General features: G+C 67.4%; 15 protein-coding genes, 1 other RNA gene and 1 pseudogene. 2 read left to right on the top strand and 15 right to left on the bottom strand.

From position 1 onward, the window contains the following. Nucleotides 1–38 precede the first annotated feature (38 nt). The 4 genes from VPH43_RS09300 to VPH43_RS09285 all read right to left on the bottom strand — a co-directional run bounded on the left by VPH43_RS09300 (nt 39) and on the right by VPH43_RS09285 (nt 4436). Nucleotides 39–1775, bottom strand: coding sequence for a response regulator (locus VPH43_RS09300; RefSeq protein ID WP_328577411.1), 1737 nt, complete (start codon nt 1773–1775; stop codon nt 39–41). A 76-nt stretch (nt 1776–1851) separates the two neighbouring features. Beyond that, nucleotides 1852–2847, bottom strand: a complete 996-nt coding sequence (locus VPH43_RS09295) for a carbonic anhydrase (protein WP_328577410.1) — start codon at nt 2845–2847, stop codon at nt 1852–1854. A 46-nt stretch (nt 2848–2893) separates the two neighbouring features. After that, a complete protein-coding gene (locus tag VPH43_RS09290; protein WP_328577409.1) occupies nt 2894–4102 on the bottom strand; it encodes a multidrug effflux MFS transporter in 1209 nt (402 codons plus the stop codon). A 25-nt stretch (nt 4103–4127) separates the two neighbouring features. Further along, entirely contained in the window at nt 4128–4436 is a 309-nt protein-coding gene (locus VPH43_RS09285) for a winged helix-turn-helix transcriptional regulator (protein WP_328577408.1), read from the bottom strand. Between the two features lie 59 nt (nt 4437–4495). Between VPH43_RS09285 and VPH43_RS09280 the strand changes: the two genes are divergently transcribed. Further along, nucleotides 4496–5056 (top strand): carboxymuconolactone decarboxylase family protein, encoded by a 561-nt coding sequence (locus VPH43_RS09280; protein WP_328577407.1) that lies wholly within the window; start codon nt 4496–4498, stop codon nt 5054–5056. On the opposite strand, the gene rnpB is transcribed toward VPH43_RS09280, so the two are convergent. Beyond that, nucleotides 5057–5387, bottom strand: an RNA gene (gene rnpB, locus VPH43_RS09275) — RNase P RNA component class A. Nucleotides 5388–5434: 47 nt separating this feature from the next. On the opposite strand from rnpB, the pseudogene cysK reads away from it, so the two are divergent. Next, a pseudogene (gene cysK / locus VPH43_RS09270) lies at nt 5435–6357 on the top strand (cysteine synthase A). On the opposite strand, the gene VPH43_RS09265 reads toward cysK, so the two are convergent. The 10 genes from VPH43_RS09265 to VPH43_RS09220 all read right to left on the bottom strand — a co-directional run bounded on the left by VPH43_RS09265 (nt 6318) and on the right by VPH43_RS09220 (nt 16235). After that, nucleotides 6318–7085, bottom strand: coding sequence for a DUF3025 domain-containing protein (locus VPH43_RS09265; RefSeq protein WP_328577406.1), 768 nt, complete (start codon nt 7083–7085; stop codon nt 6318–6320). The pseudogene cysK and the gene VPH43_RS09265 sit on opposite strands and share 40 nt — an antisense overlap. Before the next feature lie 51 nt (nt 7086–7136). Further along, the gene (locus VPH43_RS09260) at nt 7137–8369 is read right to left on the bottom strand and encodes an NYN domain-containing protein (RefSeq protein ID WP_328577405.1); all 1233 of its coding nucleotides are present in this window, start codon (nt 8367–8369) and stop codon (nt 7137–7139) included. A gap of 32 nt (nt 8370–8401) precedes the next feature. Next, nucleotides 8402–9463, bottom strand: coding sequence for a dihydroorotase (gene pyrC / locus VPH43_RS09255; RefSeq protein WP_328577404.1), 1062 nt, complete (start codon nt 9461–9463; stop codon nt 8402–8404). A 49-nt stretch (nt 9464–9512) separates the two neighbouring features. Further along, complete coding sequence (locus tag VPH43_RS09250) at nt 9513–10247, bottom strand: amino acid ABC transporter ATP-binding protein (protein WP_328577403.1); 735 nt, start codon at nt 10245–10247, stop codon at nt 9513–9515. Between the two features lie 103 nt (nt 10248–10350). Further along, the gene (locus tag VPH43_RS09245) at nt 10351–11022 is read right to left on the bottom strand and encodes an amino acid ABC transporter permease (protein WP_328577402.1); all 672 of its coding nucleotides are present in this window, start codon (nt 11020–11022) and stop codon (nt 10351–10353) included. Continuing rightward, nucleotides 11019–11699, bottom strand: a complete 681-nt coding sequence (locus VPH43_RS09240) for an amino acid ABC transporter permease (RefSeq protein WP_328577842.1) — start codon at nt 11697–11699, stop codon at nt 11019–11021. Before VPH43_RS09240 ends, VPH43_RS09245 begins: the two co-directional genes overlap by 4 nt. A 154-nt stretch (nt 11700–11853) precedes the next feature. Further along, on the bottom strand, nt 11854–12750 hold the full coding sequence (locus VPH43_RS09235) for an amino acid ABC transporter substrate-binding protein (protein ID WP_328577401.1): 897 nt from the start codon (nt 12748–12750) through the stop codon (nt 11854–11856). Between the two features lie 103 nt (nt 12751–12853). After that, nucleotides 12854–13741, bottom strand: coding sequence for an amino acid ABC transporter substrate-binding protein (locus tag VPH43_RS09230; RefSeq protein ID WP_328577400.1), 888 nt, complete (start codon nt 13739–13741; stop codon nt 12854–12856). A 46-nt stretch (nt 13742–13787) separates the two neighbouring features. Next, nucleotides 13788–15224, bottom strand: coding sequence for an aspartate ammonia-lyase (locus VPH43_RS09225; protein ID WP_328577399.1), 1437 nt, complete (start codon nt 15222–15224; stop codon nt 13788–13790). Nucleotides 15225–15320: 96 nt separating this feature from the next. Then, nucleotides 15321–16235, bottom strand: a complete 915-nt coding sequence (locus VPH43_RS09220) for a LysR substrate-binding domain-containing protein (RefSeq protein ID WP_328577398.1) — start codon at nt 16233–16235, stop codon at nt 15321–15323. Nucleotides 16236–16569 lie beyond the last annotated feature (334 nt).

Genomic DNA, 16569 nt, shown 5'->3' with positions numbered 1-16569 from the left:
CTCCATCCTGGTCGAACGGCTCCCGCGGGAGCCGTTTTTCATGCGCGCACGTCGGCTCGCCCGGTGGCCGGCAGGGCGGTCCAGCGGTCCAGCGTGGCGGCCAGGCGCGCGGTGTCCACCGGCTTGGTGAGGTAGTCGTTCATGCCGGCCGCCAGGCAGCGCTCGCGGTCGGCCGGCGTGGCGTGGGCGGTCAGCGCCACCACCGGCATGCGCTGGGCGCGCGCACCCGCTTCCCCGGCGCGCATGCGGCGGGTGAGCTCGTAGCCGTCCACCTCCGGCAGCTGGCAGTCCATCAGCACCAGCGCATAGTCGCGCGCCTGCAGCGCCTTCAGGGCGGCAGGTGCGGCCTCCGCCACGTCGACCTCGAAGCCCAGGTGCTCCACGAAGGCACGCGAGACCATCTGGTTGATCTCGTTGTCCTCCACCAGCAGCACCCGGCCGCGCGAGCCCGCCGGCCGGGTGGCCGGCGCGGCAGTGGTGTTGGCACCCGCCGGTTCCAGCGCACGTGCCAGGCTCGCATCGGACAGCGGCCGATGCAGCCGGGCGGCCGGCGCGGCGAGGGCCCCGGCACTGTCGGGCCACCGCTGCAGCAGCAGCACCACCCAGGGCGCGGGGAGCTCGCCATCCACCGGTGCCAGGCCGGCGGGCCAGCCTTCCATCGGCTCGTCGTAGAGCACCGCGTCCGGCTTCAAGGCCACCAGCGCCTCCGGCTCGAACGCCAGGTCGCGCCAGCTGAGCACGGCCACCACCTCGTGGTGCAGGTACGCCAGGCGGTCGCGCAGCGCCATCTGGCTGCTGGGCGCATCGCTCACCACCGCCACGCGCCGGCTCGGGTCTGCCGCCAGCGGCGGCGCCCCCAGCTCCAGCACCGGCAGCGGCAGGTGCACCCGGAAACTGGTGCCGCGCCCCGGCTCGCTGCACAGGGTGATGCGCCCGGCCATCGCACGCACCAGGGTGTCCACCACGGTCAGCCCCAGGCCGATGCCGCCCTCGCGCCGGGCGATGCTTTCATCCCCCTGCACAAAGGGCGTGAAGACACGGCTCTGCAGCTCCGGTGCGATGCCCTGGCCGGTGTCGCTGACTTCGATGACCAGGCCTTCCGTATCCGAACGCGCGGCCAACACCACCTGGCCGACGCTGGTGAACTTGATCGCGTTGTGCAGCAGATGCAGGCAGATCTGGCGCAGGCGGGCCGGGTCGGCACGCACCACCGAGGGCAGCCCAGGCGCCAGCTGGCATTCGAAAAGCAGGCGCTTGTCCAGCGCCTGGTGCGCCACGGCCGCGGCGGCGTCGTCGAGCAGCTCGCGCAATTGAACGGCTTGCGGCTCCAGGTCCAGGCGCCCGGCTTCGATGTGGGAGAAGTCCAACAGCTCGCTCAGCAGGCCCAGCAGCCCGGTGGCCGAGCGCTGCATCAGCTCGAGGTAGTTGCGCTGGGTGCTGTCCAGCGTGGTGTTGGCCAGCAGCTGGCTCATGCCGAGCACGCCGCTCATCGGCGTGCGGATCTCGTGGCTCAGCTTGGCGAGGAAGCGCGATTTGGCCTGGCTGGCCTCTTCGGCCGCCTGCAGTGCCAGCTGCAGCTCCTGCAAACGCAGCTGCAGCTCGCCGTCCGCCCGCTCCGGGCGCACCGCCGGTGCGGGCGTTGCAGCGGGCGGCAGGTGCACGGTGTCGTGCGCCTGCGCTTCCACCGGGTTGACCGCGGCACGCACGCGCACCAGCGCGTCACGGAAGCGACGGCGGAAGGTGGGCGCTGCGGAATGATGCTGCGGCAAGTCCATGGCAGGCGGTGGGCGCAAGCATAGCGCCGGCCGGCCCGCACGCTGTATCCGCTTGCGGCAGCGCCGCCTCAGTTTCCTAGTTCGATTCCTTGATCAGGCGGCCGCCGGCGGGCTGCACCGGGCGGGCGTTCATCGGGTACAGGCGCGCGAAAAGGTCGATCTGGTCGCCGCCCAGCTGCACCGGCTGTTTCATCACCATCCACAGCACGCCTTCACTGCACGGCGGCGTGGTGAGCGAGCCCATGTAGGTGTAGTAGCGCCGGTCCTCCGGCAGCAGGCGCCCGGGGTCCAGCGTGACACGGGCGGCCTGCTCCTCGCCTTTTTCCAGCGGCAGGTTGTTCCACACCGCCTGCACCACCGGCTGCTGGCTGCCGCGCTCCAGCAGCACCGCCACCACCGCCAGCCGGCCCTCCGCATCCTTGTGCACCAGGTGCACCACCATGTCGAAAGCGCGGCCGTTGATGCGCTCTTCCGACGGGCGGTGAAAATGAAACTGCACCAGCTCATAGCGCCGGCCCAGCACGCTGATGGTGTTGCCGGGCGCCAGGTTCACCTGCACCGTGTGGCCGTTGTCGATGACGCGGAAGTTGCTCGCCTGGTAGGCAAACTCCACTGGCTCCAGCTGCACAGCAAAGCCGTCGCGGATGTCGATCGGGCTCTGGCGGTGGCCGCTGGCGCAGGTGGCGAACTCCGGCTTCAGGCGCGCCCAGGCCTGCGGCCCGGTCTCCCCGGCATAGGACCAGTGCACCGCGCCGGGCTCGATGTGCTCCACCGGCTCGGTCTTCTTCGATGCCGTGCGCCGCACCGGCGCCGCCGTGGCGATCGCCCTGCTGGGCACACGCAGCAGCAGCGATCCGTCGGACGTAGGCTGCCGCACCGAGCCCAGCCGGTCGGACAGGCGCTGGTGCAACGCTTCCAGCGTGTCGTTGCCGGCAGGGGCGGACGCGGCCGATGCCGCCGGCGACGCCGCTGCAGACGCGGCACGCAACGCCGGCACAGCGGCATGTTCTGCGGCGAACGCAGACGGCAGGGTGATGCTCGCCGCGATCAGCGGCGCCAGGAGATGTCTCATCGTGAACGGGCTATCGGCCCGCCGGCCCGGATACTTGAATGCCGCTTCACTGGGTGACGCGCGGCTTCACCCAGATCCAGGCCACCACGCCGATGCTCATCATCAGCAGCGAGGCCGTGGCCAGCGCCACCGTGGAGTGCATCACCAGCGGCGCGATCACGCCGGCAACCAGGCCGTTGGCCATGCTGCCGACGAAGGCCTGCAGGGAGGACGCCATGCCGCGCCGCTCGGGCACCAGGTCCAGCACCATCAGGGTGACCACCGGCACCATCAGCGCCCAGCCGAAGGCGAAGATGCCGATCGGTAGCACGGCCCACCAGGCCTCCGCCGGGAACAGCAGGTTGAGCGCCAGGTTCACCAGCGACACCGCCAGCATGATCACGAAGCCGTGGCGGATCTGGTGCTTGGGCTTGATCTTGCCGGCCAGGCGGCCGCTCAGCCAGGCGCCGCCCATGATGCCGCTGATGGTGAGGCAGAAGAAGACGAAGAAATGCTGTGGCGCCAGGTGCAGGTGTTCGCCCAGGAACACCGGCGCCGACAGCACGTAGAGAAACATGCCGTTGAACGGGATGCCGCTGGCCAGCGCCAGCGCCAGGAAGCGCGGGCTGGCGCCCAGCTCCCAGTAGCCGGCCATCAGGTGCTTGAAGTTGATCGGCTGCTTGGCATCGGCATGCAACGTTTCGGGCAGCACCCGCCAGTTGGCGAACCACAGCGCCGCGCCCACGAGCGCCAGGAACCAGAAGATCGCGTGCCAGCCCACATGCACGTAGAGAAAGCCGCCCACCATGGGCGCGATCGCCGGCGCGATGCCGAAGTAGATGGTCACCTGCGACATCACCCGCTGCGCATCGGCCGGCGGGAACATGTCGCGGATGATGGCGCGCGACACCACGATGCCGGCCCCGGCCGACATGCCCTGCAGCGCGCGCATCAGCACCAGCAGGCCGATGGACTGCGACAGCGCGGAGCCCACCGAGGCCACGGTGAAGATCGCCATGCCCCACAGCACCAGCGGGCGCCGGCCGAAGGTGTCGGACAGCGCGCCGTGGAACAGGTTCATCACCGCAAAGCCGAACAGGTAGGCCGACAGCGTCTGCTGCATCTGCACCGGCGTGGCGTCCAGCGAACGCGCAATGCCGGTGAACGCCGGCAGGTAGGTGTCGATCGAGAAGGGCCCCAGCATGCCCAGGCAGGCGAGCAGGAAGGCCAGCGTCCAGCGGGGGTAGCGCCAGAGGGTGTGGGCGTCGGGATTCATCGGGAGCCGACGAGTGTAGGTGCACTCATCCGGCTCGGTGGCGGCGCCATTTGACGGCCCACTTGGACAGCGGGGCAAAGGCATCGATCAGCTCCAGCCCCATGGCCGTGAGCTGGTAGCCCGGCCCTTCCGGCTCCAGCAGGCCGCTCTCGCGCAGCTCGGCCAGGCGCTGGTTGAGCACCGTGGGCGACAGGTCGCCACAGGCTGCCTGCAGCGCGCGGAAGGTGAGGCCGCCGCCGCGCAGCTCCCAGATGACACGCAGCATCCAGCGCCGGTGGAACAGCTCCAGCGCCTCGTTGATCGCCTGCTTGCCTTCTGGGACGGTTGTGCTCATCGCTACGATTAATGTAGCATGTGCTTCGCTACTGTTTTTGTAGCGATCCAGGAGAGACCATGCCCCGCATCGAACCCGTCACCGCGCCCTATTCCGCCGCCTTGCAGCAGCGCTTCGCCCGCCTCGTGCCGCCGGACACCGTGCCACCGGCGATCTTTCGAGCGGTGGCGCGCAACGAAGGCCTGTTCCTGCATCTGGTGGACAGCGGGCTGCTGGGCCCCACCGGCCTGCTGGACCGCCGCGTGCTGCCCAAGCCGCTGCGCGAGCTGCTGATCCTGCGCACCTGCGTGGCGGCCGGCAATGACTATGAATGGCACCTGCATGTGGACACCATTTCGGCGCGCATGGGGTTGTCGGCCGAGCAGATCGAGGACACGCGCAGCGAGGTGCCCTCGTCCGGCCTGTGGAGCGCCGAGCAGCTTGCGGCGATGCGGCTGGCCGATGCACTGGTGCGGCGGCTGGCAGTCGACGACTCGCTGTATGCCGAGCTCCGCGGGCACTTCGACGAGCCGACGCTGATCGAGATGACCCAGCTGGTGGGCCTGTACACCGGCGTGGCGATGCTGGTGGCGCTCGCCCGCCCTGGGCGCGACGCGTACCGGGCGAACAAGCGCGAATAAGAGTGAAGCAAGCCGATAGGCCGGATTCTGTGCACCGCGGTTGCCCGCGGCGTGACCGCCATTCCTCTGGGCCGTGGATCGCTCACACGGCTCGGTGCTACCTACCCGCACACTCACCGGGCCGGATCAATGTGTGCCTATTTGGTATTGCTGCGCGTAGAGATTGCCCGTTTCACCCGGGGCCTTCTTTCGAAAACCCCGACTCGTCTCTGTTGCTCTGATCCTCGCCTCACGGCGGACAGGTGTTACCTGCTACGCTGCCCTGTGCAGTCCGGACCTTCCTCCAGGGCCACCTTTCGGTGATCGCCCCAGCGGCGGTCTGGCTTGCTTCACCGGCGGATTATCCTCTGCCCGAGCCAACGACCCAGGAGACTGCTCATGAAAGCCGCCAACGTCCTCGCCACCATCGGCAACACGCCGCACATCCGCATCAACCGGCTGTTCGGCCCGCAGGCCGAGGTGTGGGTGAAGTCCGAGCGCGCCAACCCCGGCGGCTCGATCAAGGACCGCATCGCCCTGTCGATGGTGGAAGCGGCCGAGCGCGATGGCCTGCTCAAGCCCGGCGGCACCATCGTGGAGCCCACCTCGGGCAACACCGGCATCGGGCTGGCGATGGTGGCGGCGGTGAAAGGCTATCCGCTGGTGCTGGTGATGCCGGAAAGCATGTCGATCGAACGGCGGCGCCTGATGCTGGCCTACGGTGCCAAGTTCGTGCTGACGCCGCGGGAAAAAGGCATGAAGGGCGCGATCGAGAAGGCGGGCGAGATCGTGGCCGCCACGCCGGGCGCCTGGATGCCGCAGCAGTTCGACAACGCGGCCAACATCGAGGTGCATGTGCGCACCACCGCGCAGGAGATCCTGGCCGACTTTCCCGAGGGCCTGGATGTGCTGGTCACCGGCGTCGGCACCGGCGGCCACATCACCGGCTGCGCCCAGGTGCTCAAGCGAAGTGGCCGCAGCTCAAGGTGTTTGCGGTGGAGCCTAGCGCGTCGCCGGTCATCAGCGGTGGCAAGCCAGCACCTCACCCGATCCAGGGCATAGGCGCCGGCTTCATTCCGAACAACCTGAAGACCGAGCTGCTGGACGGCGTGATCCAGGTCGAGGCCGAGGATGCACGCGAGATGGCGCGCCGCTGCGCCCGCGAAGAAGGCGTGCTGGTCGGCATTTCCAGCGGCGCCTCGCTGGCTGCCATTGCGCAAAAGCTCAAGGAGCTGCCGGCCGGCGCCCGGGTGCTCGGTTTCAACTACGACACCGGCGAGCGTTATCTCTCGATCGAAGGCTTCCTGCCGGCCGAAAGCTGAGGCGCAGGGCGGAACACCGAGGCGTCGTCGTAGAAGGCGGCGTCCTCGTTGGCCGGCCACCAGCCCGGCACGCCAAGCACCGGCAAGGGCAGGAAGCTCTTGCGTTCATAGGCGCAGGCCGCGAGTTCGCTGCCTGCGAGCAGCGCATGCGCGGTGATGGGCTTGCGCGGGTGCAGCAGCTTTTCCAGCAGCGCATGGCCCACCAGGACCAGGCGCGTCTCGCGCCAGGCCGCGCGCTGGCGCACGAATGCACCGTGCCAGTCGCGCGCACGCAAGGCGGCCACGAGGTCGGCCGGGGCTTCCAGCAGCGCGCCGTTTTCGTCGAACACGGTGAGCGCGTCGCGCAACGGCCCGCGTGAGGCGGCGATACCGCGGCGGCCGATCTCCTCGGCCTGCAGCGCGTTGAGCCGTGCCTTGAGGGCCGGCTGGTGCAGCCACACCAGCCCGTTGAAGAAGTCGTGCAGGTTGTCGCGCGTGGGTACCTGGCCCGTGCGGAAGATGAACGCCTCGTAGGCCTCGGCCGCAGGCAGCGCCGAATGCGGCACAAAGCGCGGCACGCCGGGCACCGCTGTTTCGTTCAAAGCCTCGGCCACGCTGCGGCCGGCTCGCACACCGTGCTCGACCTGGGCGCCGAGCAGGCGGTAAGGCGCCAGCCACGGCGCCGCCCAGTCGATCGGCTCCGAGCCCGGGCTGCAGCCGCTGCCCGTGGCTGCGCTGTGCGGCGTCATGTCAGCCCCGCCTTTGCACCCAGCGCCGGCCCCGGCGCATCTGCCGACGCTTCAGGCCGCGTCTTTGGGCGCCCGCGGTTTGCGGGGGCGGCGCGCGCGGGTGGTCTTTTCGGCTGGCGCGGCCGGCGCGTCGCCGGCCGGGCTGGCCATTGCCGGCTCCGGCAGCGCGGGCGGCTGCGGCACGGGGGTGGGCGCCGGCTCGCGGGCCGGCTCATCGCTGCGGTCCGGGCTTCTTTCCGCATCACCGGCCGCCGCGTTGCGCGAGGAGCGCCGCGGCTTGGTGGTGCCGGTCTTGCGCGCGGTCGATCCGTCACCACGCCCGCGCCCACGCCGGGGCGCCGCAGACACTTCCCCGCTCGCGGCGGTGTCGGTCGCTGTATCGGTGCTGGGCACCGGTGCGGGCGTCGGCGTGGGCACGGCCTGCTCGTTGCGCGGTGGCGCATCGTGCCGCAACGCCGGCCGGCTGTTGCGCTGGATGTACACGTTGGACTTCTCGTCGCGCTCGATCTCCAGCTGACCGCGCGCCTGGGCTTCTTCCAGCAGGCCGCCGAAGCTGCGGAAGCCGTAGCGGTTCTCGCTGAAATCCGGCTTGCGGCGCTTGATCGCGTCCTTGAGCACCGAGGCGCGCACCTTGCCACCTTCGCCGCGCTCGGACACCAGCGCGTCCAGCGTGGTGACGGTGAGCTCGATCGCCTTCTGGATGCGCGCTTCCGCCTCTTCGCGGCGGCGCTGCTCGTCGGCCGGGGAGCGCCGGTTCGACGCCTGCGCCTCCTGTGGATTGCGCCGCGCCTGCACACGTTCATGGTCGCGCACCAGGTCGTCGTAGAAGATGAACTCGTCGCAGTTGGCGATCAGCAGGTCGGAGGTGGACTGCTTCACGCCGACGCCGATCACCTGCTTGGCGTTCTCGCGCAGCTTGGACACCAGCGGCGAGAAGTCGGAGTCGCCGCTGATGATGACGAAGGTGTTCACATGCGACTTGGTGTAGCACAGGTCCAGTGCGTCCACCACCAGGCGGATGTCGGCCGAGTTCTTGCCCGACTGGCGCACATGCGGGATCTCGATCAGCTCGAAGTTCGCCTCGTGCATCGCGCCCTTGAACTGCTTGTAGCGGTCCCAGTCGCAATACGCCTTCTTCACCACGATGCTGCCCTTGAGCAGCAGGCGCTCGAGCACGCGCTTGATGTCGAACTTTTCGTAGTTGGCGTCGCGTACGCCGATGGCCACGTTCTCGAAGTCGCAGAACAGCGCCATGCTGACGGTGTCGGGGGTGTTGGCTGCCATGTTGGTTTTCTTGAGAGTTGGGTTGAAGCGGCTCAGCCGGCCGACGCAGCGGCGGTGGCCGACAGACGCCAGGCAAGCGTTTCGCCGCCACGCAGCGGCTTCAAGCGGGTGTCGCCGAAGGGCACGGTGTCCGGCACGGTCCAGGGCTGTTTCAACAGCGTGACGCTGCCGCGGTTGCGCGGCAGGCCGTAGAAGTCGGCGCCGTGGAAGCTCGCAAAGCCTTCCAGCTTGTCGAGCGCACCCGCGGCTTCGAAGGCCTCGGCATACAGCTCCAGCGCATGCAGCCCGGTGTAGCAGCCGGCGGCGCAGCTGGCGTGTTCCTTCAGCGTGGCCGCATGCGGCGCACTGTCGGTGCCCAAGAAGAACTTCGGACTGCCGGAGGCCACCGCGCCCAGCAGGGCCTGGCGATGCTCTTCGCCCTTGAGCACCGGCAGGCAGTAGTAGTGCGGCCGCAGGCCGCCGGTGAAGATGGCGTTGCGGTTGTAGAGCAAGTGGTGCGCGGTGATGGTGGCCGCCGTGCGGCTGTCCCCGCCCTGCACGTACTGCACCCCCTCCCGCGTGGTGAGGTGCTCGAACACGATCTTCAGCTCGGGGAAGTCACGCCGCAGCGGGATCAGCTGGCGGTCGATGAACACCGCCTCGCGGTCGAAGATGTCCACGCTGGGGTCGGTGACCTCGCCGTGCACCAGCAGCAGCAGCCCTTCGCGCTGCATCGCCTCCAGCGTGGCGTAGGTCTTGCGCAGGTCGGTCACGCCGGCGTCGCTGTTGGTGGTGGCGCCGGCGGGGTAGAGCTTGACCGCCACCACGCCGGCCGCCTTCGCCCGCACGATCTCCTCGGGCGCCAGCCGGTCGGTGAGGTACAGCGTCATCAGCGGCTGGAAGTCCAGCCCGGCGGGCAGCGCCTGGAGGATGCGCTCGCGATAGGCCAGCGCCTGCGCCGCGGTGGTGACCGGCGGCTTCAGGTTGGGCATGACGATCGCGCGGGCGAACTGGCGCGCGCTGTGCGGCAACACCGCGGCCAGCGCCGCGCCATCACGCAGGTGGAGGTGCCAGTCGTCCGGCCGGGTGAGGGTGAGGGAAGCGGGAAGGCTCATCCCGCCATTCTCACCGCTGGCGCAAAGGCCGCCGCCCTTGCGCTCCAGCTCAATGTTGCAGGATCTTGGAGAGGAAGTCCTTGGCGCGCGGGGAGCGGGCGTCGGGGTTGCCGAAGAAGTCCTCCTTGGTGCAGTCCTCGACGATCTTGCCGGCGTCCATGAAGATCACGCGGTGGCTGACCTTGCGCGCAAAGCCCATCTCGTGGGTGACGCACATCATGGTCATGCCTTCGTGCGCCAGCTGCACCATCACGTCCAGCACCTCGCCCACCATCTCGGGGTCGAGTGCGGACGTGGGCTCGTCGAACAGCATCACGATCGGGTCCATGCTGAGCGCGCGCGCGATGGCCACGCGCTGCTGCTGGCCGCCCGACAGCTGGCCGGGGAACTTGTCCTTGTGCGCCATCAGGCCCACGCGGTCCAGCATCTTCAGGCCGCGCGCCTTGGCTTCGTCGGTGCTGCGGTTGAGCACCTTGATCTGCGCCAGCGTCAGGTTCTCGGTGACCGACAGGTGCGGGAACAGCTCGAAATGCTGGAACACCATGCCCACGCGCGAACGCAGCTTGGGCAGGTTGGTCTTGGGGTCGCTGATCGAGATGCCGTCAACGATGATGTCGCCCTTCTGGAAGGGCTCCAGCGCGTTCACGGTCTTGATGAGGGTGGACTTGCCCGAGCCGGACGGCCCGCACACCACCACGACCTCACCCTTCTTGATCGTCGTCGTGCAATCGGTCAGCACTTGGAAGCTGCCGTACCACTTGGAAACGTTCTTGATGTCGATCACGAATAACTCCTCATTTGCGCTGGCTCGGACGGCGCCGGGCCGCCCCAAGCCGTTCGAGCGCCCCTCGGGGGCGGCCGCGGTACCCCGCGGCCGGGGCTGACATTCACCGAATGATGGCGATCTTCTTCTGCAGGCGGCGCACGAGCATGCTCAGGCTGAAGCAGATGACGAAGTAGACGACGGCGGCCAGCAGGTACATCTCCACCGGCCGGTTGTAGTTCTTGCCCGCGACCTCAAAGCCCTTGAGCAGGTCGTAGGCGCCCACGGCGTAGACCAGCGAGGTGTCCTGGAACAGGATGATGGTCTGCGTGAGCAGCACCGGCAGCATGTTGCGGAAGGCCTGCGGCAGGATGATGAGCTTCATGGTCTGCGCATAGGTCATGCCCACCGCATAACCCGCATGCACCTGCCCGCGCGACACGCTCTGGATGCCCGCCCGCATGATCTCCGAGTAGTACGCCGCCTCGAAGAGGGTGAAGGTCACGATGGCCGACACCTCCGCCCCCAGCGGCCGGCCGATCAGCAGCGGGATCAGCAGGAAGAACCACAGGATCACCATCACCAGCGGAATCGACCGCATGGTGTTCACATAGGCCGCCGCCGGGGTCACCAGCCACGGCTTGCCCGACAGGCGCATCAGCGCGAGCAGAGTGCCGATCGCAATGCCGCCGATCATCGCAATGAAGGTCAGCTGGAACGAGAACACCAGCCCCTTGACGATGAAGCCGGAAACGACGCTTCCGGTCAGGAAGCTGTAGTCGAGGTTGAGCATCATTTGCCGCCCCCCAGGATGCCAGGCACCTGCACCTTGGTCTCGATGAACTTGGCCACGCGGTTGATCGCGAAGGCAGACATGAAATACAGCGCCGTCACCGCCAGGTAGATCTCCACGCCGCGCGAGGTTTCTTCCTGCGCCTGCATGGCGAACATGGTCAGCTCCGCAATGCTCACCGCGAAGGCCACCGACGAGTTCTTGATGATGTTCATCGACTCGCTGGTCAGCGGCGGGATCACGATGCGAAACGCCATCGGCAGCAGCACGTAGCGGTAGGTCTGCGGCAGGGTCAGGCCCATCGCCAGGCCGGCGTAGCGCTGGCCGCGCGGCAGGCTCTGGATGCCCGCCCTCACCTGCTCGGAAATGCGCGCGGAGGTGAAGAACCCCAGCGCAAACACCACCAGCAGGAAGCTCGGCACCTGCTGCAGCGAGCGGAACATCGACGGCAGCACGTGGTACCAGAGAAAGATCTGCACCAGCAACGGTATGTTGCGGAACAGCTCCGTCCACGCATTGCCGAAGGCCACGAAAAGCTTGTTCGGCGTGGTGCGCAGGATGCCCACCAGGGAGCCGAGCACCAGCGACACGATCAAGGCCAGGGCCGCGACGCTCAGCGTCCAGCCCCAGGCCGACATCATCCAGTTGAGGTAGGTCTCACCACCGCCGGTGTCCTTCATGAACACCTGCCAGTCCCATGTGCTGCCCAAGGCCGCCTCCGTCCTCTTTGTTCGTATGCCGCTGCCAAAAAGAAGGAGCGCGACGCGAGCGCCGCGCTCCGGCAGCATAAGCAAGCCCTGGGCCGCTAAGCCTCAGGGTCAACCATGCTCTGACTTACTTCTTGGCGTAGTCTTCCATCGGCTTGTCGTTCGGGTTGGCCCAGGCCGCCTTGGTGGCGTCGGACGCCGGCAGGCCGACCTTGGTGTTGCTCGGCGGGATGGGCTGCATGAACCACTTGTCGTAGATCTTGGCGATCTCGCCGGACTTCATCAGGCCCTGGATGGTGCTGTCCACCTGCTTCTTGAAGGCCGGATCGTCCTTGCGGATCATGATGGCGATCGGCTCCACCGACAGCACTTCGCCCACGATCTTGAAGTCCGCCGGGTTCTTGGCCTTGCTGATCAGGCCGGCCACAATCTGGCCGTCCATCACGAAAGCGTCGGCGCGGCCGGATTCCAGCAGCAGGAAGCTGTCGGCGTGGTCCTTGCCGAACACTTCCTTGAAGTCCACGCCGTTGGCGCGCTCATGCTTGCGCAGATGCTGCACCGAGGTGGTGCCGGTGGTGGTGGCGATGGTCTTGCCATTGAGCTGGCTGATGCCATTGATGCCGGAGTTGGCCTTCACGCCGATGCGCACTTCCTCCACGTAGGTGGTGTCCGCGAACGCCACGTCCTTCTGGCGAGTGGCGTTGTTGGTGGTGGAACCGCACTCGATGTCCACGGTGCCGTTCTGCACCAGGGGGATGCGGTTCTGCGAGGTCACCGGCTGGTACTTGATCTCGACCTTCTTGCCGATCGCCTTCTCGATGTCGGCCACCACGCGCTGGCACAGCTCGACGTGGTAGCCCACGTACTTGCCGTCGCCCAGGGTGTAGGACAGCGCGCCGGAGGATTCGCGAACGCCCATGGTGACGGCGCCGGTGTCCTTGATCTTCTTCAGCGTGTCCGTGGTCTGGGCTTGCGCAAGACCGGCGGCGAGCAGCGCAGCCATGACAAACAGGGACTTGTTCATTCAGAACTCCTTGCAGGTTGAAAACAGAGGTGCTTTACGACAACGAAATTCTAGGCATGCGGGCCTACGGGATATCGCGTAGGAACCTGCCGGGCGCCGGCGTTCAGTTGGGGACCTGGTCCGAGGGGTACTTCCAGAAATCCCTCAGCAGGTAGTTCATCGGCATGTTGAGCGACACATTCTTGGGCGGGATCGGCTGCACGAACCACTTGTCGTAGATGGCATAGGCCTCCCGGCTGGTGATCAGGCGCTTCATCTCCTCGTCGATGATGTGCTTGAACTCCGGATCGTCCTTGCTGAGCATGATGGCCAGCGGCTCGATGGTGAGGAACTTGCCCACCACCTTCAGCTTGTTGGGGTCCGGCCGCTCGGACTTCAGGCCATACAGCAGCACGTCGTCCATCGCAAAGCCGTCGACTTCGCCCTTTTCCACCAGCTCCACCGCCTTGGCATGGTCGGGCGTCTCCACGATGGTGATGCCCAGCAGCCGCTCCTTGTTGGCCTGGTCGATGGCCTTCAGCGGCGTGGTGCCCTTGGTGATGGCCAGCTTCTTGTGGTCGAAGCCGGGCAGCTCGGTGATGGGGCTGTCGGCTCGCACCAGGTAGCGTGCGCCGGTGATGTAGTGCGGGATGGTGAACGCCACCTTCTGGCGCCGCTCGGCATTGTTGGTGGTGGACCCGCACTCCAGGTCCGCCTTGCCCTCGGCGATGGAGGGGATGCGGGTGGCGCCGGTCACCTGCAGGTAGGCCACTTCCAGCTTGGGCAGGTTGAGCTTTTTCTTCACCGCCTCGCTCAGCCGCAGGCACAGGTCCACCGCGTAGCCCACGGGCTTCTTGTTGGCGTCCACGTACGAGAGCGGCACGGACGATTCACGGTGCGCAATGACGATCTTGCCGCTTTGTTTGATGCGGTCGATCACCGGGCCGGCGTGCGAGGACGCGCCCGCTGCAAGCAACGCAGGCAGGAGCAGCAAGGTGGATGCGGATTTCATGGCGGTGGGGGGAAAGGAGGTCCAGAAGCGGAATGCGCAGGCGCGTTCAGTCTGAAGCCGCCAGCCGGACCGGCTGCGTGAGCCGCTCCGGCACCAGCAGCGCCTGCATCTCTTGCCGGGTCATGATGCCCAGCGCCTGAGCAGTATCCGCGATGGTTCCTCCCGTCGCGAGGGCAGTTTTCGCGATCAATGCCGCTTTTTCATAGCCGATGATGGGGTTCAGCGCCGTGACCAGCGTCACCGATTCGGCGACCCGGCGCTCCAGCAGTTCACGGTTGGCCTGGATTCCCTGCACGCAGTGCACCTGCAAGGTGCGGCATGCCTGGGTGAGGTGGTTTACGCTCTTGAACAGCGACCAGGCCATGATCGGCTCGAAGGCGTTGAGCTGCAGCTGGCCCGCCTCGCTGGCCATGGTGATGGTGACGTCGTTGCCGATCACCTCGAAGGCCACCTGGTTCACCACTTCCGGGATCACCGGGTTGACCTTGCCCGGCATGATGGACGAGCCGGCCTGCCGCGGCGGCAGCTTGATGTCGCCAAAGCCGGCCTGCGGGCCGCTGGAGAGCAGGCGCAGGTCGTTGCAGGTCTTGCTCAGCTTGCAGGCCACCCGCTTGAGCACGCCCGACAGCTGCACGAAGGCGCCGGTGTCCTGGGTGGCTTCCACCAGGTTGGGCGCGGTGCTCACCGGCACGCCGCTGGCTTCGGCCAGCAGCCCCACCACCAGCGCCGCGTAACCGTGCGGGGCATTGATGCCGGTGCCGATCGCCGTGGCGCCGAGGTTGATCTCCTCGATCAGCGCCCGGGCCTCGCGCAGCCGCTGTTCATCCTCGCCCAGCATCACGGCATAGGTGGAGAACTCCTGGCCCAGGGTCATGGGCACGGCATCCTGCAGCTGGGTGCGGCCGATCTTCAGCACATGGCGGAATTCTTCGGCCTTGGCCTCGAAGGCCCCGCGCAGCTCGGCCATCGCGTCCAGCAGCCGGCCGATGCCGAACCACGCCGCCAGGCGCAGCGCCGTCGGATAGACGTCGTTGGTGCTCTGCGAGGCGTTCACATGGTCGTTCGGATGCAGGTGCTCGTAGGCGCCCTTCGCGAATCCGAGGTGTTCCAGCGCGCGGTTGGCGATCACCTCGTTGGCATTCATGTTGGTGGAGGTGCCAGCGCCACCCTGGATGACGTCGACCACGAAGTGTTCGTGCAGCTCGCCGCGCAGAAGGTCGTGGCAGGCGCGCGTGATGGCGCCCGCGTGTTCGGGGCTCAGCACGCCAAGCTGCAGGTTGGCCTGGGCACAGGCCAGCTTCACATACGCCAGCGCGCTCACCAGGTCAGGCAGGTGGCCCAGCGTCTGGCCGCTGATCGCGAAGTTTTCCACCGCGCGGGCGGTGTGCACACCCCAATAGGCCGCCGCCGGGATTTCCTTCTCGCCGAGGAAATCGTGTTCCATGCGGCTGGTGCCGGCAACGGTGGCGGGGTGGGACGACATGGGCGCGGACTGTAAGGCGCAGTTACGCCGGAAGCCAATGCTGAATGATCGCCGCCTCATGCGTTTCATGCATGGGACCTGCGGGTTTTCCCTATATCAACCCGCCTTGAGGAAATCCCACAGCGCCTGTGCGCCAGGCTTGGTGTGGCGCGCCATTTCGGGCCGCTCCCGGTAGATGCGCACTTCCATCGTCAGCTCGTTGCTGGCCGAATCCGACGCCGACACCAGCCGGCGCGACTTGAGCTCCTTGCGCACCGAGCTCGACGGCAGGAAGGCCAGGCCGTGGCCCTCGAGCGCCATTGCCTTCAGGCCTTCGGCCATGTCGGTTTCATAGATCGGGTCCAGCAGCAGCGGCGGGCTGGCCTGCTTGATGATCTGCTCCACCAGGCGGCCGAGGTAGGCGCCGGAGGCGTAGCTCAGGAAGGGCACACGCTCGCCGGGCTGCGGCGGCAGGTGGAACATCGGCTCGCCGTTGGCGTCCGCCTTGGCATAGGGCGCGAGCGTCTCGTGGCCCAGGCTCAGCATCTCGTAGCGCTCGGGGGAGAGCTGCAGGGGCTGCGACGGATGGTGGTAGGCGATCAGCAGGTCGCAGCTGCCTTCGGTCAGGCGCAGCACCGCGTCGTGCACGTTCAGCGCGATCAGGCGACTCTTCAGCGCCCCGAAGCGCTTGCGCAGGTCCATCAACCAATGCGGGAAGAACGTGAAGGCGAGCGTGTGCGGCACCGCGAACTCGATCATGTCGTGCCCGCTCACCTGGTGGCCGCGCATCATGTTGCGTGTGGCCTGCAGGCTGCCCAGGATCTCCAGTGCCTGGGCGTGGAAGGTTTCACCGGCCGGTGTCAGCCGCGTGGGGTAGGACGAGCGGTCCACGAGGTCCAGGCCGGCCCAGGCTTCCAGGGCCTGGATGCGGCGGGAGAACGCGGGTTGCGTGACGTGTCGCAGCTGCGCGGAGCGGGAGAAGCTGCGCGTTTCGGCGAGGCTGACGAAGTCTTCTAACCACTTGGTTTCCACTTTGGAAGTGTAACCAGCGGGGGTGGGGTTTGTTGCGCCTGCGGCGCTGGCTGCGTTTCTGGCCACTCGCGTGCAGCCCGCGGGTCGCGCCCCGCCGGCGGTCACTTCTCTTGCTGGCTCAAGAGAAGTAACCAAGAGAAGAGCCTTCGAATACCAACATCCGATCAGGCTCGCTGACACCGAATCGGGGCCCGGTTTTCGGGGAGCACGTTGACATTGCTGCAGACCCGAGGCCACTTTGCGCCAGCCAGGTACATCGACCTGACCTATCACTGGACCACGAACCAGCCTCCGCACGCCATGTCCGAGCGAGCGCAGCGAAGCGCCCGCGCAC

The organism is Ideonella sp. BN130291 (assembly GCF_036231905.1).
Taxonomy (GTDB): Bacteria; Pseudomonadota; Gammaproteobacteria; order Burkholderiales; family Burkholderiaceae_C; genus CAMLIZ01.
The sequence above is the reverse complement of the archived record's forward strand: the minus strand, read 5'-3'. Positions and strand labels throughout refer to the sequence as shown.